Here is a 15627-nt window from a genome sequence, read left to right as displayed (position 1 = left end):
GACTCAGAAAGTGCACGACCAGAGGGCTCCGAACCGGGAGGCGCCCGATCAGGAGCCTCTGGACCAAAAGACGCACGGTCAAGAAACGCCGGACCGGAAGACCCATGGCCAGAAGGCACTGGACTCGGAGGCACGGGACCGCAAGGCGAACGGTCAAGAAACGCCGGACCGGAAGACCCATGACCAAGAACCGCTTGATCTGGTGCTGATGGACGTGCTGGACCGGCCGGAGCGCCTGGGAGACCTGCGGCGCAGAGGCCTGGTCGGCGAGCGGACACATGTCGTGGCCGTGGACATCGATCACCGGGTGCCGACGGAGACCGAGCTGATCCGGCGAGCCGCGCTGTGGGGGGTGCGTGCCGTACCGGACGGAACGATCATCGACACCCGGGAGCTCGTGCCTCCCATGCCCCCGCTCCCCCGCAGGACCCTGCTGCTGGGCGGCTCACGGTCGGGGAAGTCCGCGGAGGCCGAGCTCCGGCTGGCTGCCGAGCCCGAGGTCCTCTACGTCGCCACCGGTCCCTCCGGCGGCGACGACCCCGAGTGGCGGCGCAGGATCGACGCACACCGGGACCGCAGGCCCGCCCACTGGGACACGGCAGAGACCACCGACCTGGCCGGCCTGCTGCGGACCGCCACAACCCCGATGCTGATCGACGGGCTCGGCACGTGGGTCGCCGCGGTCTTCGACGAGTGCGACGCCTGGACGGACGAGGGCAGCACGGACAGCACATACGACAAGAACAGCGGGAACGACGGAAACGACGAGAGCAGTGAGACCGACAATGACGGCGGGAACAGCGGAACCAACAAGGGTGGCGGGAACAGCGGGAGTGCCAGGAACGCGGTCACGGCCCGATGCGACGAGTTGGTCGCAGCCTGGCGGCAGACCCGTGCCCGCGTCGTGGCGGTCTCCGACGAGGTCGGTCTCGGTGTGGTGCCCGCCACCTCCAGCGGCCGGATGTTCCGCGATGTCCTCGGACGCCTGAACCAGCGTCTCGCCCTCGAATCCGAGGACGTCACCCTGGTCGTCTCCGGCCGCCTTCTCCCCCTCCCCATCTGACCGTCCCCGGGGATCGCCCATCCCGCAAGAACATCCGGCCCGCCCCGGAACCACCCACCCCACGCCACCCTCAGATCAACCCACCCCGGAACAGCCCGTCCCACGCCACCCTCAGATCAACCCACCCCGGAACAGCCCGTCCCACGCCACCCTCCGGCCCGCCCCTTTGGAACGGCCCACCCCACGCCACCCTCCGGCCCGCCCACCTCGGAACGGCCCGTCCTACAACAACATCCGCGCAGGATGAGAGGGAAACGGGGGCGGGGCACCCACGCTCGCCGTGAGGGATGACCTCCGGGCTACGATCACCGATCGTGTCTGAAACGCCGCCTTCCGAGAGTCCGTCCACGTTCGCCGACGGGATCCGTCTCGCGGTCGGCACGTTGAGTGTTTTCCCGGTCCGTCCGGGGGTGGTCGATCGCCGGGCCGGTGGGATCGCGATGACGGTCGCACCGATCGTGGGGGTGCTGCTCGGTGCCGTCGCCGGGGTGGTGCTCACGCTGGCACTGTGGCTGGGAGTCACTCCGCTTCCGGCGTCGGTGCTGGCGGTGGGGACCCTGGCACTGCTCACCCGGGGACTGCACCTGGACGGGCTGGCCGACCTCGCGGACGGGCTGGGCAGCGGCAAGCCCGCCGAGCGGGCACTGGACATCATGAAACGGTCCGACATCGGCCCGTTCGGCGTCGTGACGCTGGTCTTCACCCTGCTGATCCAGGTCGGGACGTTATCGGAGGCCACCACCGCGGGGGTAGGCCCGATCGCGCTGGTCACAGCCTGCGTGACGGGAAGGCTTACCCTCACCTGGGCCTGCCTCGTGGGCATCCCCTCGGCCCGTCCGGGCGGGCTCGGCTCGATGGTCGCGGGCACCGTGCGGCGAGGCGTCGCACTGGTCATGACCGTCCTCGTGCTCGCCGGAACGGCGGTCGTGGCCTTCTTCCAGTTCAGCGACACCTTCGCGTCGTGGCTGCCGGACTCACGGTTTGAGGTCTTCCTCTCGCCTCCCAGCGGGTACGGCCTCGTCGAGGGGACCGGCATAGTGGGCGGATCTGACGGTCCCGGCCTTCTTCTGGGAGATCCGGCATTCGGGAGTGGGATACCGGCGTTCTGGGGCTTCCCCGTGGCCGTCCTCGTGGGACTGCTGGCGGCCTGGGTCCTTCGGCGAAGGGCCGTGCGGCGGCTCGGCGGGGTCACGGGAGACGTGCTCGGTGCTCTCGTCGAGACCGCCACGGCCGCAGCCCTGGTGGCCTGCGTCATCGTCGCCTGACCACCCCAGATCTCGCTGAGACCGCCCCCGGCCACTCGCCACACTCACCACCTCGCCCGAGCCACCCCCACTCACCAGCTCATTCAGATCGCCCCGCATCCACCAGCTCACCCGAGCCACCCCCACTCACCGGCTCACTCGGGCCGCCCCGCACCCACCACCTCGCTCGGGTCACCCGCACCCACCAGCTCACTCAGATCGCCCCGCACCCACCGCCTCGCTCGGATCGCCCCCTACTCGCCAGCTCACACTTGGATCGCCCCACGGTCGCCCCGACCGCGTACATGGGTGGGAAGGGGCCGACCGGACCTCGGACCGCAGTGGCGGCATGGAGCGGGGCAGGCGGCCGACGGCCGGACCGACCGACGCTCAGCGAAACGGGCTCAGACCGCGACAGAGTCGGTGTGCCGGATCGGCCGGCTCTTGAGCAGCACGGCCGAGACGACAGCCAGGAGCGCGGAGCCGACCAGCCCGGTGATCCCGGCGACGACGAGGTTGGGCGGATCCGCCGCGTCGCCGATGAGCATGACGAGACCGCCCGACGCGTTCAGGGAACCGTGGCCGATCACCGCCGGCCAGAGGCTGCCGGAGTAGAGGCGAAGCCAGCCGAGCACGACCCCGAAGGCCACGCAGAAGATGACGAACATGGGCGCGGCCCACGCTCCCAGCTCGGGGTAGTTGTAGCCACGCAGGGTGAGCGGGGCGTGCCAGGCCCCCCAGATCACTCCGGACACCAGCAGCGCCTTCCAGGTGCCGAGCGGCATCAGCCGCGGCAGGAGCCAACCTCGCCAGCCCCACTCCTCCCCGAAGGCCGGAATCGAGTTGATCAGTGGGGCGATCAGGACCATCGAGACGATCTGCACGGCGAACAGCACCTCGGGCTCCAGCGGAAGCGCCTGCCCCGGGGTGACGGTGGCCAGACTCTGGCGGAACATGCTGAGTCCGCCCAGGTCCACGGAGAGCAGCCCGAGGGCGGCGCTGAACGCGGCCGCCACGACGACCAGCAGCGGGATGCCGAACCAGGCCAGCGCGATGAGCGCGAACGTGCGCCCTCGGCGCTCACCCAGGGACAGACCGGTCCGTACGGCCCATTCGCGCCAGGTGGTCCCGGGTTGTCCTTTCCGTCGGCCGTACAACCGGACAGCGAGGACACCGAGCGTCGGGGTGAGCATCATCGCGACGCCGACCGCCGTGACCATCGGAGAACCGAGGGGTGCGTCCGTCAGCCAGAGGGGAAGGGCGAACAGCCAGGACAAGCCGAATGCGAGGAGCAGGAACAGCCAGAGATCAGTCGAACGACGAGGCATGACGGTCACCTTCATAGGAGCCTTCGGGGGGCTTTCAGGGGGTTTTGTGGGCTTCGGAGGACCTCAGGGAGCCTTGGGGGTCGGGTCTGGGGCCTGGGGTCTGGGTTTGAGGTCTGAGGGCCGGGGGGCCTGGGGTCGGCCCGCGGGGGTCCGCCGAGGCAGGGGCGGCCCCGGAGCGGGGCGGCTTGGACAGCGGGCGCAGGCGGCGCTTCCCGTCCCGCCGGCCCTGAAGGACGGCTATCGGAACCGGTCGATCGGCACGGGAGGTCAGCCCGAACCGGTGCCGGCGGGCGTTCTGGCGACGAGAGTGTTCAGGAGGGCGGCGCCGTGTTCGGCGTCGTCGATCGAAATGGTGAACCGGCCACCGGAGACGTAGCCCACGACCAGGCACTCCCCGCTTCGGAGCATGACCGTCGCGGCGCCGGGCATGCCCCGGATGCCCCAGCCGCCCACCTCCCAGGGGGATCGCTCCTCCGACCAGGCTCGCTGCACCCGCTCGATCGGGATGTGCTTGCGGGGCCGGCGCAGCGGTCCGTAGGAGATCCGCAGGCCGTCTTCGGTGATCTGCACGCGCGCCGAGCTGAAGGTCAGGGCCAGAAGGCCGGTCACGATCATGATCACTGAGTGAGGCCACAGCGCGTCGTTCCCGTTGAGCAGGGCGACCGCTGCGAAGCCCGCCCCCGCGGCGACAAGGGATCCGCCGATCCCGGAGACCCAGCCGTTGCGGACAGAGGAGACCCAGACCGTGCGCTGGCCGGGACGGAGCGGAATCGTCTCCGTCGCGGTGCCGCTCGATCGCGGGGACTCGTCGGGGCCGGGCCGAGCCGCGAGCGCTCCCAGCCAACCGCCCAGCAGCATCACGGCGACCACCAGCAGGGCGTCCCACGACAGGGGGGCGGCCGCCGACCAGGTGGGAATGTCGAGGTTCGCGGAGAGCGTGACCAGTTGCAGGCCCACGAGGAACAGGCCACCGCCGCACAGCAGGGCGCCGAGGCCCATACGGCTCGCGCGACGCCGGAGCATCCAGGAGTCGCGGAGGGCGCCCGCGCAGGCCCCGCCGCCGATCAGCACCCATATGCCCAGCTGCAGGGCGAGCAGGGTGGCGAAGGACATCGACCCGTCGGGAGCACCCGACGGACCCCAGTGGGAGGCCATCGGCTCGGGCAGCCGATCCCGCAGCGCCAGGGGAACGGCGACCATGACGACGGTCAGCAGCGCGAACCAGCCGACTGCCACGGAAAGGAACCGGCCTCTCAGGCCCATGACGGTTTCTCCTTTGAAGGACCGGGAGCGGGGCCCGGTCATGAAATTTCCCTGATGAGCTCGATGACGTCGTCGTGGCGGTAGCCGTACTGGCCCGCCTCGGAGAGCAGGGCCCGCAGTTTCTCCTCGATCACGCTGCGCGGGTCGGGGCGGCTGAGCACGCTCACCCCGCGTCCGCGGCGGAACTCCAGCACGCCCTCGTCGCGCAGGTCGCGCAGGGCGCGCAGGACGGTGTTGGCGTTGATGCCCAGTGCCTCGGCCAGGTCGCGGGCGGGCGGGAGCCGGTCTCCGAGTGCGTATGACCCCTCGGCGACGGCTCGTCGGATCGCCTCGGCGACCTGCTCGTGCAGGGGCCGGAGATCGTTCAGATCCAGGGTAAGCAACATAGTGCTAGTGACATTAGCATCATTTCCCTGAATGGTGCTACCCAGGATGGCACCATCAGATGCGGCGATTCGTAGGACGAACCCTCGTTAACGCGCATTCGCCAAGCGCGACTAGCATCGGCCTACGTGACCACTGTGCGGCTGACCCCAACTGACAACGCTGTCTCTTTCGATACCGACGCCCTGGTCGTCGGCATCCATACCGGCCCGGACGGTCTGCGCCCCGCCCCCGGGACCGACGGCCTCGACGAGGCGCTGGGCGGCAGACTGGCCGCGACGCTCGACAGCGTGGGCATGAAGGGCAAGCCGGGCGAGGTCGCCAAGGTGCCGACCTTCGGCGCGTTGACCGCTCCCCTGCTGGTCGTCGTCGGTCTCGGCGACGCACCCGAGGGCGACTACGACGCCGAGGTCCTCCGCCGCGCCGCCGGCACCGCGATCCGCGCCCTGGCCGGCACCGGCCGCGTCGCGCTCGCCCTGCCCGCCGCGAATGCGGAGCAGGCGGGGGCCGTCGCCGTCGGCGGCCTGCTCGGCGCCTATTCCTTCGTCAAATACCGGACCACCGGCGAGCGACCCGCCCCGGTGACCGAGCTGACCGTGCTGAGCGACGCCGAGGACGCCGGGCCCGCGATCGAGCGCGCCTCCGCCCTGGCCGACTCGGTCTCGCTGGTCCGCGACCTGGTCAACACCCCGCCGTCGGACCTGTGGCCGGCCCGCTTCGCCGAGATCGCCGAGGAGACCGGCTCGAAGGCCGGGCTGTCGGTGGAGGTTCTCGACGAGAAGCAGCTCGAGGAGGCCGGCTACGGCGGCATCGTCGCCGTCGGCCAGGGCTCGATCCGCCCGCCGCGCCTGGTCCGCCTCGCCTACGGCCACCCCGAGGCCGCCAAGACGATCGCACTCGTCGGCAAGGGCATCACCTTCGACTCGGGCGGCCTGTCGCTCAAGCCGTCGGCCGCGATGGACTGGATGAAGGCGGACATGGGAGGTGCGGCCTCGATCTTCGGCGCACTTCTCGCGATCGCCAGGCTGGGTCTCAAGGTCAACGTGATCGGCTACCTCTGCCTGGCGGAGAACATGCCGAGCGGCTCGGCCCAGCGTCCCTCCGACGTGTTCACCAGCTTCTCGGGCAAGACCGTCGAGGTGCTCGACACCGACGCGGAGGGCCGCCTCGTCCTGATCGACGGCATCGCCCGCGCCGGCCAGGACAACCCCGACCTGATCGTGGACGTCGCCACGCTCACCGGAGCCCAGATCGTCGCGCTGGGCTGGCGGACGGCGGGCGTCATGGCCAACGACGACGATCTCCGTGCGGAGATCGTCGAGATCGCGGGCGAGCAGGGTGAGGCCGTGTGGGCCATGCCTCTGCCCGACGAGCTCCGCAAGGGCCTCGACTCCCCGGTCGCCGACATCGCCAACCTGCATCCCGAGCGCTTCGGCGGGATGCTGACGGCGGGCATCTTCCTGCGGGAATTCGTGCCGGACGGCGTCCGTTGGGCACACATCGACATGGCCGGTCCCGCCTTCAACAAGGGTGAGGCCCACGGTTACACGCCGAAGGGCGGCACCGGGGCGATCACCCGGACCCTCGTCGGTCTCGCCGAGCGTTACGCGGGCTAGTCATGGCCCGCGTAAGCGGGTCACAAGCGACGTAGACAAATGAAAAGATGCGGTTGTCGGGGTCAAGCCAGAGGCGGGGCACCGGCACAGCGTCGAGCCGGGCACAAGAGCGGCGGTGCGGATCCGAGTCGGGATCCGCGGAGCCGGCGAGTGCCCGCGACGGGCGCGACCGTGAACACGGTATTCCGATCCGACAAGGAGCTTTTCCTGTGGCTGATGGCAGCGGCCCCTACGACATCGTCGTCCTGGGTGGCGGTAGCGGTGGGTATGCCTGCGCTCTGCGGGCGGCCGAGCTGGGCAAGACGGTCGCGCTGATCGAGAAGGACAAGATCGGCGGCACGTGCCTGCACCGGGGATGCATCCCCACCAAGGCTCTTCTGCACTCAGCGGAAGTGGCCGACGAGACGCGGGAAAGCGCCACCTACGGCGTCAAGGCCCGTTTCGAGGGCATCGACGTGCCCGCGGTCCACGCGTTCAAGGACAAGATCGTGACTCGCGCCTGGAAGGGCGTGCAGGGTCTGCTCAAGAGCAAGAACGTCACGATCATCGAGGGCGAGGGCCGTCTCGTCTCGAACGGGGTCGCCGTGGGCGACACCGTCTACGAGGGCCGCAACATCGTGCTGGCGACGGGCTCCGCGCCCAAGTCCCTGCCCGGTCTGGAGATCGACGGCGAGCGGATCATCACCAGCGAGCACGCGCTCAAGCTGGACCGCGTGCCCGCCTCCGTGGTCGTCCTGGGCGGCGGCGTCATCGGTGTCGAGTTCGCCAGCGTCTGGCGTTCGTTCGGCGCCGAGGTGACGATCGTCGAGGGCCTGCCGCACCTGCTCCCGCTGGAGGAGGAGTCGAGCTCCAAGCTTCTGGAGCGCGCCTTCCGCCGCCGCGGCATCAAGCAGGAGCTGGGCGTGTTCTTCGAGGGCGTCAAGATCACCGACAACGGCGTGGTCGTCACGCTCGCCAACGGCAAGACCCTCGACGCCGAGCTGCTGCTCGTCGCGGTCGGCCGCGGCGCCGTCTCCGCCGGCATGGGCCTCGAGGAGGCGGGTGTCGCGATCGAGCGCGGCACCGTCACCGTGAACGAGTTCTGCCAGACCAGCGTGCCGGGCGTCTACGCGGTCGGCGACCTGATCCCGACCCTGCAGCTCGCTCACGCGGGCTTCGCCGAGGGCATCCTGGTGGCCGAGCACATCGCCGGGCTCAACCCGGTCCCGATCGACTACGACGGTGTGCCGCGGATCACCTACTCCGACCCCGAGGTCGCCTCGGTGGGCATCACCGCCGTCCAGGCCAGGGAGCGCGGCCACGAGATCGTCGAGTTCACCTACGACCTCGCGGGCAACCCCAAGAGCCAGATCCTGCAGACGCAGGGCGCGGTCAAGATCATCACTGCGAAGGACGGCCCGGTGCTCGGCGTGCACATGGTCGGCCGTCGCATCGGCGAGCTCGTGACCGAAGGGCAGCTGCTCTACAACTGGGAGGCTCTCCCCGCCGAGGTCGCGCAGCTTATCCACGCGCACCCGACCCAGTCGGAAGCCATTGGCGAGGCGATGCTGGCCATGGCCGGCAAGCCCCTGCACGTTCACAACTAACTACGCCCTCACCTGGAACGCGAGAGAAGACACCAATGCCGAAGTCCGTACAGATGCCCCAGCTCGGTGAGAGCGTCACGGAGGGCACGGTCACCCGTTGGCTGAAGAAGGAGGGTGAGCGCGTCGAGGCGGACGAGCCGCTCCTCGAAGTCTCCACCGACAAGGTCGACACCGAGATCCCGTCGCCGGCGGCGGGCATCCTCACCAAGATCATCGTAGCCGAGGACGAGACCGTCGAGGTCGGCGCCGAGCTCGCCATCATCGACGAGAACGGCTCCGCGGCCGCCGCCCCCGCCCCCGCCCAGGAGAAGGCCCCCGAGCCCGAGCCTGAGCCGGAGCCCGCGCCCGCCCCTCAGCAGGCGCAGCAGCCGATCTCCTCGATCCCCCAGCCCGCTCCCCAGGCCGCCGCCCCGGCCCCCGAGCCCACTCCTGCCCCGGCCCCCGCCCCGCAGGCCGCCCCCGCCCCGGCTCCGCAGGCCACCCAGCCTCCGCCGTCCCCGATCTCGCCGACGCCGACCACCGCGCCCGCCCCGCAGTCCTCCGGCGACAGCCCGTACGTCACCCCGCTGGTGCGCAAGCTCGCCGGCGAGCACGACGTCGACCTGGACTCGCTGAACGGCACCGGCGTCGGCGGCCGGATCCGCAAGCAGGACGTCCTGGAGGCGGCCCGCAACCAGCGTGAGCGGGCCGCAGCGCAGGCTCCCGCCCCCGCCCCGCAGGCGGCCGCCCAGGCTCCGGCCCAGGCCGCCGCGCAGGCTCCCGAGCCGGTCGTGGTGGACACCACGCTGCGCGGCCGTACCGAGAAGATGTCTCGCCTGCGTCAGACCATCGCCAAGCGCATGGTCGAATCGCTGCAGACCGCGGCACAGCTGACCACCGTGGTCGAGGTCGACGTCACCAGGATCGCTCAGCTGCGCGACCGGGCGAAGGCGGAGTTCCAGCGGCGCGAGGGCGTCAAGCTCTCGTTCCTGCCGTTCTTCTCGCTCGCGACCGTCGAGGCGCTCAAGCAGCACCCGAAGCTGAACGCCACGATCAACGACGAGACCAACGAGGTCACGTACTTCGACGCCGAGCACCTGGGCATGGCCGTCGACACCGAGCGCGGCCTGCTCGTCGCGGTGATCAAGGACGCCGGTGACCTCAACATCGCCGGTCTCGCCCGCAAGACCGCCGACCTCGCCGAGCGCACCCGCACCAACAAGGTGAGCCCGGACGAGATCACCGGCGGCACGTTCACGCTGACCAACACCGGCAGCCGGGGCGCGCTGTTCGACACGCCGATCCTCAACAGGCCGCAGGTCGGCATGCTGGGCACCGGCGTCGTCGTCAAGCGCCCGGTTGTCATCAACACCGCCGAGGGCGAGGTCATCGCGATCCGCTCGATGGTCTACCTCGCGCTCAGCTACGACCACCGTCTGGTCGACGGTGCCGACGCCGCCCGCTTCCTGACGACGATCAAGCGTCGCCTCGAGGAGGGCAACTTCGAGAACCAGCTGGGTCTCAACGGCTAGTCCGTTCAGCCCTCTTCTCTCCGCCGGGCCGGTCCGCGTTTTCGCGGGCCGGCCCGTTCCGTTCTCCCGCGAGTCTTCCCCGAGGCCTCCTGAGGCCTTCTCCACGATCTCGAAGATCACCTTCAGTGGGACCGCCCCGATTCTCGGCCCGGAACGGGCGTCCATCCGGAGGACATCCCGGGCTTCCGAGGGTTCCGTCCTCCCTCCGCGTTTTCGTGAGGGCCCACGAGATTCCACGGCGGATTCCGGTGCGCTGCGAATCCGGTGCGTCCGGTGAGCGCCCGCCTTCCGAATATGTGGGGGGAGGTCGATTAGATTGAGCGATATGACGATCATCGTGACGGGGTCCTCGGGACTGCTGGGATCGGCTCTGGTCAAGGCTCTGCGCGCCGACGGCGCCCGGGTGGTCTGTCTGGTCCGGCGTGTCCCACGGGACTCGGACGAGTCCTTCTGGAACCCGGAGAAGGGCATTGTCGACCCGGCGGCCCTGGAAGGCGCGGAGGCGGTGGTCCACCTCGCCGGGGCGGGCCTCGGCGACCGGCGCTGGACCGACGACTACAAGCGCGAGGTGGTTCGCAGCCGGGTCAAGGGGACGGGAACGCTGGTGGAGGCACTGACCGGCCTGTCCGCCAAGCCCCCGGTGCTGCTGTCCGGCTCCGCGGTCGGCTTCTACGGGGACACCGGCGACCGCGCGGTGGACGAGACGGCCCCGCCGGGCACCGGGTTCCTCGCGGAGGAGGTGGTGGTGCCGTGGGAGGCCGCGACGGCGCCCGCCGAGGAGGCGGGCATCCGGGTGGTGCTGCTCCGCACCGGCCTGGTGCTGAGCGGTGACGGCGGCATCCTGTCCAGGATCCTGCCGATCTTCAAGCTGGGACTGGGCGCTCCGCTGGGATCCGGGCGGCAGTACTGGTCGTGGATCTCCGCCGAGGACTGGGTGCTCGCCGTCCAAAACCTCATAAAAAATCCGGAAATATCGGGTCCGGTGAACCTGACCGCCCCCGAACCGGTCACCAACGCGGAGTTCACCAGGGCTCTCGGGGAGGCCCTCCACCGTCCCACGATGCCGCTGGCGGTGCCCGGGATCCTGCTCCGCACGGCCCTGGGCGGGTTCGCGGAGGAGGGCGTGCTGATCGGGCAGCGGGTGCTTCCGCGGCGCCTGCTCGACAGCGGCCATGCGTTCCGGCATACGCGTCTCAACGAGGCACTGGCCACCGTACTCTAGGGTCCCTTGTCGCCGCTGGAGCCACTGGAGAGATACGTATGGGCAGGTCCGGGCAGTCTCACATTCTTGCCATCGGAGGCGGCTCCTTCCGCCCCTCCGCACGCCACGGGGTCCTCGAAGCGAGCCCGTTGCTCAGATACGCCCTTGATCTGACCGGTCAGGACCGACCCCGGCTGGGCCTGCTCGCCACCGCCACCGGAGACGACGCCGAATGGCTGCTGAAGATGTACGGCGCGTTCGGCGAATGGGACGTCGAGGTCAGCCATCTGACCGTTTTCCCGATGCCCAACGTCGCGGATCCTCGCGAGTGGATCCTGAGCCAGGACGTCATCTACGTCAGCGGGGGCAGCGTGGCCAACCTGGCGGCGCTGTGGCGGCTGCACGGCCTGGACGAGGCCTTCAGAGAGGCCTGGCAGGCGGGCGTGGTGCTGTCCGGGCAGAGCGCGGGAGCCCTCTGCTGGCACGTGGGCGGCAACACCGACTCCTTCGGCCCGACCCTGCGGACGTGGGCCGACGGCCTCGGGTTCCTGCCTCACTCGTGTGGCGTTCATTACAACTCCGACCCGCAGCGCCGCGAGCTGCTGCACCGGTCGGTCGCCTCCGGTGAGCTGCCCGGCGGCTACGCCGCCGACGAGGGCGTCGCGCTGCACTACGTCGGCACGGAATTCATCCAGGCCGTTACCGTGCATCAAGGCGCCTATGCATACAAAGTGGAGCACGATGGGGCTGGTGGGACCAAGGAGTTCCGCATCGAGCCTCGACTTCTCACGTCTTGAGCCCCGATGGGTCAACTACTCTTGATGCGTGAGTGAGCTGGCGATCGTCCGTCTTGGCGTTGACTTCCCCTACGAGCAGGCATGGGATCTTCAGCGGCGGATCCACGCCCGCCGGGCGGCCGATGAGATTCCCGACACCTGTCTGATGCTCGAGCACGCACCGGTCTACACGGCGGGAAAACGCACGGCCCCGCACGAGCGGCCCTCCGACGGCACCCCGGTCATCGACGTCGACCGGGGCGGCCGCATCACCTGGCACGGTCCCGGCCAGCTGGTCGGCTATCCGATCATCAGGCTCGGGGAGCGGCTCGACGTGACCTCCTACATCCGGATCCTGGAGGAGACGCTCGTCCACGTCTGCGCCGACTTCGGGGTGCAGGCGGGCCGGGTGGAGGGCCGCGGCGGCGTCTGGGTGGCCGGCGACCCCTCGCACGGCCTCCCGGACAGGAAGGTCGGCGCGATCGGCATCCGGGTCGCGGGAGGTGTCACGATGCACGGGTTCGCGCTCAACTGCTCCAACGACCCGAGCTGGTACAACCGGATCGTCCCGTGCGGGATCAGCGACGCCGGGGTCTCCTCGCTGTCGGCCGAGACCGGCCGCCGGATCGTGGTCGACGAGGTCATGCCGTACGCGGAGAAGCACCTGGCGGAGGCACTCGGAGCGCAGGCCTTCGAGCTTCCCGAGGAGGACCTTTTCCGGCGCTGAGACCCGGGTCCGCCTCATGTTCTTCCGGGACATAAGCTGAGACGGTGAGCCAGCGTGACAAGCGAACCGATGTATTCAGCGCCCCGGTCCCCCGACCGGCGAAGGAGATCTCATGACCGTTGCCCCTGAAGGCCGGAAGCTCCTCCGGCTGGAGGTCCGCAACGCGGAGACCCCCATCGAGAAGAAGCCCGAGTGGATCAAGACCAAGTACCGAACCGGTCCCAACCACACCGAGCTGAGGGCGCTGGTCAAACGCGAAGGCCTGCACACCGTCTGCCAGGAAGCCGGATGTCCCAACATCTCCGAGTGCTGGGAGGACCGCGAGGCCACCTTCCTCATCGGCGGCGACCAGTGCACCCGGCGGTGCGACTTCTGCCAGATCGACACGGGCAAGCCCAAGGAGTACGACACCGACGAGCCGCGCCGCGTGGCCGACTCGGTGCGGCAGATGGGCCTCAACTACGCGACCGTGACGGGCGTCGCCCGTGACGACCTGCCCGACGGCGGCGCCTGGCTGTACGCCGAGACCGCGCGGCAGATCCACGCGCTGCTTCCCGGCTGCGGCGTCGAGCTGCTGGTGCCCGACTTCAACGGCGACCAGGACCAGCTCGATGAGGTCTTCTCTTCCAAGCCCGAGGTGTTCGCGCACAACATCGAGACCGTGCCGCGGATCTTCAAGCGCATCCGGCCGGCGTTCCGCTACGAGCGATCCCTGGGCGTGATCACCAAGGCCCGCCAGGCCGGCATGGTGACCAAGTCGAACCTGATCCTCGGCATGGGCGAGGAGCGCGAGGAGATCGTCCAGGCCATGCGCGACCTCCACGAGGCCGGATGTGACCTGCTGACCGTGACCCAGTACCTGCGTCCCACCCCGCGCCACCACCCCGTGGAGCGCTGGGTGAAGCCCGAGGAGTTCGTGGAGCTTCAGAAGGAGGCCGAGGCCATCGGTTTCGCCGGAGTCCTGTCCGGCCCGCTGGTCCGTTCCTCCTACCGGGCCGGCCGCCTCTACAAGCAGGCCATCGAGGCTCGCCAGCACGTCTGATCAGGGCTTCCGGGCCTTCCGGACCCTACGAGCACCTGTGATCTCAGGGCCTCGCACCTCACGTGCGGGGCCCTTCGCCTTCGTGGCCCCTTCGCCCCTTTACGCCCGAAAGCGGCAGGTCACGTTTTCACATCTTGACCCCTGGATTTGTATTCTCGGAGCATGGCCAAAAAGCCCGCAGAATCAGAGCGCCCGGGGCGCATCAAGCAGCTCGGCATGATCGCGAAGATCATCAAGGAAGCCAACCCCAAGGGGATGCCGATTGTCTACGCGTCGGCGCTCGGCACACTCGTGCTGTGCGTCGTCATCGGCCTGGTCACGGGCTTGATCTGGTACTTGCTCTTCCTGGGGGTCATGCTGGCCCTCACCGTCGGACTGGTGGTGTTCGGCCAGCTCGCCCAGAGAGCCCAGTACTCCATGCTGCACGGCCAGGTGGGCGCCGCAGCCGCGATCCTGCAGGGCATGCGCGGCCAGTGGGAGGTCACCCCGGCCGTCGCGGTCACCCGCGACCAGGACATCGTGCACCGCGTGGTCGGCTTCCCCGGCATCATCCTCGTCTCCGAGGGGCCGGGCAGCCGAGTGCAGAAGATGCTGGTCTCCGAGAAGAAGCGTGTCCAGCGCGTCGCCCTCGACGTCCCCGTCTACGACATCCAGTGCGGTGACGGCGACGGGCAGATCCCGCTGGCCAAGCTGCAACGGCACCTGATGAAGCTGCCCCGCAACCTCAAGAAGCCCGCCGTCTACGAGATCAACAGCCGGCTCAAGGCTCTTCCGCAGACTCTGCCGATGCCCAAGGGGCCGCTGCCGCGCGGCGCCAGGATGCCTCGGCCGAAGATGCGTTGATGAGCCTCGCAGGGATCGGCCGTCATCGAGTGGACGCCGTGGTCACCTCGCGGGCCAACCGCGGCTGGTGGGACGGCGCCGCCGACGAATACCAGGCGGAGCACGGAGAGTTCCTGCGTGACTCCGGCTTCGTCTGGTGCCCCGAGGGCCTCGACGAGGCCGATGCCCACCTGCTGGGCGACGTCGTGGGCAGAGACATCCTGGAGATCGGCTGCGGTGCGGGGCAGTGCGGTCGATGGCTGGCCGGCCGGGGGGCCCGGGTGGCGGCCTTCGACCTGTCCTTCCGCCAGCTCCAGCACTCCCGCCGGATCGACATCGACGCCGACTCCGCGCTCCCGGTGGTCCAGGCCGACGCGGAGGCCCTGCCGTTCGCCGACGAGTCGTTCGACCTGGCCTGCTCGGCGTTCGGCGCGCTGCCGTTCGTGGCCGACGCGAGGTCCGTTCTCACCGAGACCCGCCGGGTGCTGCGCCCGGGTGGCCGCCTGGTCTTCTCGGTGAGCCATCCGATCCGCTGGGCCTTCCCCGACGATCCGGGTCCCGGCGGGCTGACCGCCGACCGCTCCTACTTCGATCGCTCGCCGTACGTGGAGATGGGCGACGACGGGCAGCCGACCTACGTGGAGCATCACCGGACGATGGCGGACTGGATCGGGCACATCACCGCGTCGGGGATGACCCTGACGGCGCTGACCGAGCCGGAGTGGCCCGAGGGCCACGACCGTGAGTGGGGCGGCTGGAGCCCGCTGCGTGGCCGCCACCTGCCCGGCACCGCGATCTTCACCTGCGTGAGATAGCCGCAGGACGTCTCCCGGCCGGGCCCCCGCACGGGGCCCGGTTTTTTGCGACCTTGTCGACCGATTCGCCACTTCCGGCCGAGCCGAATACGCGGCGGCCCGAGGGGACACAAGGTGCAGGTGGGGCCGGTGTTTCACCTGTCATGTGACAGGAAGGCCCCTCTCCTGTTGTAAAGGAGAAACACTTCCGAAACCGTACATCGTATACAGTCTCCTGACTTGCCCCTGAGTTGTCTCGGGAAAGAAGGA

The 15627-nt window shown here is 69.6% G+C and carries 13 protein-coding genes and 1 pseudogene; 11 read left to right on the top strand and 3 right to left on the bottom strand.

Annotated elements, in window-relative coordinates:
* Positions 1–409 precede the first annotated feature (409 nt).
* Positions 410–1063: pseudogene (locus tag DKM19_RS52920) on the top strand (bifunctional adenosylcobinamide kinase/adenosylcobinamide-phosphate guanylyltransferase); the annotation flags it as partial.
* A gap of 314 nt (positions 1064–1377) precedes the next feature.
* The gene (locus DKM19_RS11615) at positions 1378–2328 is read left to right on the top strand and encodes an adenosylcobinamide-GDP ribazoletransferase (RefSeq protein ID WP_239514199.1); all 951 of its coding nucleotides are present in this window, start codon (positions 1378–1380) and stop codon (positions 2326–2328) included.
* Positions 2329–2711: 383 nt separating this feature from the next.
* On the opposite strand, the gene DKM19_RS11610 is transcribed toward DKM19_RS11615, so the two are convergent.
* From DKM19_RS11610 to DKM19_RS11600, 3 genes are all read right to left on the bottom strand, one after another.
* Positions 2712–3635, bottom strand: a complete 924-nt coding sequence (locus DKM19_RS11610; RefSeq protein ID WP_110705653.1) for a CPBP family intramembrane glutamic endopeptidase — start codon at positions 3633–3635, stop codon at positions 2712–2714.
* Positions 3636–3902: 267 nt separating this feature from the next.
* On the bottom strand, positions 3903–4898 hold the full coding sequence (locus DKM19_RS11605; protein WP_162641438.1) for a DUF1648 domain-containing protein: 996 nt from the start codon (positions 4896–4898) through the stop codon (positions 3903–3905).
* Positions 4899–4936: 38 nt separating this feature from the next.
* Complete coding sequence (locus tag DKM19_RS11600; RefSeq protein ID WP_179281812.1) at positions 4937–5284, bottom strand: GntR family transcriptional regulator; 348 nt, start codon at positions 5282–5284, stop codon at positions 4937–4939.
* Between the two features lie 126 nt (positions 5285–5410).
* Between DKM19_RS11600 and DKM19_RS11595 the strand changes: the two genes are divergently transcribed.
* From DKM19_RS11595 to DKM19_RS11555, 9 genes are all read left to right on the top strand, one after another.
* Positions 5411–6898: a leucyl aminopeptidase gene (locus DKM19_RS11595; protein WP_110695707.1), complete on the top strand. Its 1488-nt coding sequence runs from the start codon at positions 5411–5413 to the stop codon at positions 6896–6898.
* A 209-nt stretch (positions 6899–7107) separates the two neighbouring features.
* Complete coding sequence (gene lpdA, locus DKM19_RS11590) at positions 7108–8484, top strand: dihydrolipoyl dehydrogenase (protein WP_110695706.1); 1377 nt, start codon at positions 7108–7110, stop codon at positions 8482–8484.
* A 35-nt stretch (positions 8485–8519) separates the two neighbouring features.
* Positions 8520–9995, top strand: coding sequence for a 2-oxoglutarate dehydrogenase, E2 component, dihydrolipoamide succinyltransferase (gene sucB / locus DKM19_RS11585; RefSeq protein WP_110695705.1), 1476 nt, complete (start codon positions 8520–8522; stop codon positions 9993–9995).
* Between the two features lie 325 nt (positions 9996–10320).
* Complete coding sequence (locus DKM19_RS11580) at positions 10321–11217, top strand: TIGR01777 family oxidoreductase (protein WP_110695704.1); 897 nt, start codon at positions 10321–10323, stop codon at positions 11215–11217.
* A gap of 38 nt (positions 11218–11255) precedes the next feature.
* Positions 11256–11993: a peptidase E gene (locus DKM19_RS11575; protein WP_110695703.1), complete on the top strand. Its 738-nt coding sequence runs from the start codon at positions 11256–11258 to the stop codon at positions 11991–11993.
* 28 nt (positions 11994–12021) lie between these two features.
* Entirely contained in the window at positions 12022–12699 is a 678-nt protein-coding gene (gene lipB / locus DKM19_RS11570) for a lipoyl(octanoyl) transferase LipB (RefSeq protein ID WP_089205098.1), read from the top strand.
* Between the two features lie 112 nt (positions 12700–12811).
* Complete coding sequence (gene lipA, locus DKM19_RS11565) at positions 12812–13741, top strand: lipoyl synthase (RefSeq protein WP_110695702.1); 930 nt, start codon at positions 12812–12814, stop codon at positions 13739–13741.
* Between the two features lie 162 nt (positions 13742–13903).
* A complete protein-coding gene (locus tag DKM19_RS11560) occupies positions 13904–14584 on the top strand; it encodes a DUF4191 domain-containing protein (RefSeq protein WP_089205100.1) in 681 nt (226 codons plus the stop codon).
* Positions 14584–15378: a class I SAM-dependent methyltransferase gene (locus DKM19_RS11555; RefSeq protein WP_110695701.1), complete on the top strand. Its 795-nt coding sequence runs from the start codon at positions 14584–14586 to the stop codon at positions 15376–15378. The genes DKM19_RS11560 and DKM19_RS11555 overlap by 1 nt, the downstream gene beginning before the upstream one ends.
* Positions 15379–15627: the final 249 nt, after the last annotated feature.

This window comes from Streptosporangium sp. 'caverna', assembly GCF_003203775.1.
Classification (GTDB): Bacteria; Actinomycetota; Actinomycetes; order Streptosporangiales; family Streptosporangiaceae; genus Streptosporangium; species Streptosporangium subroseum.
Note: the sequence above shows the minus strand (reverse complement) of the source record. Positions and strands in the feature narration are given on the sequence as shown.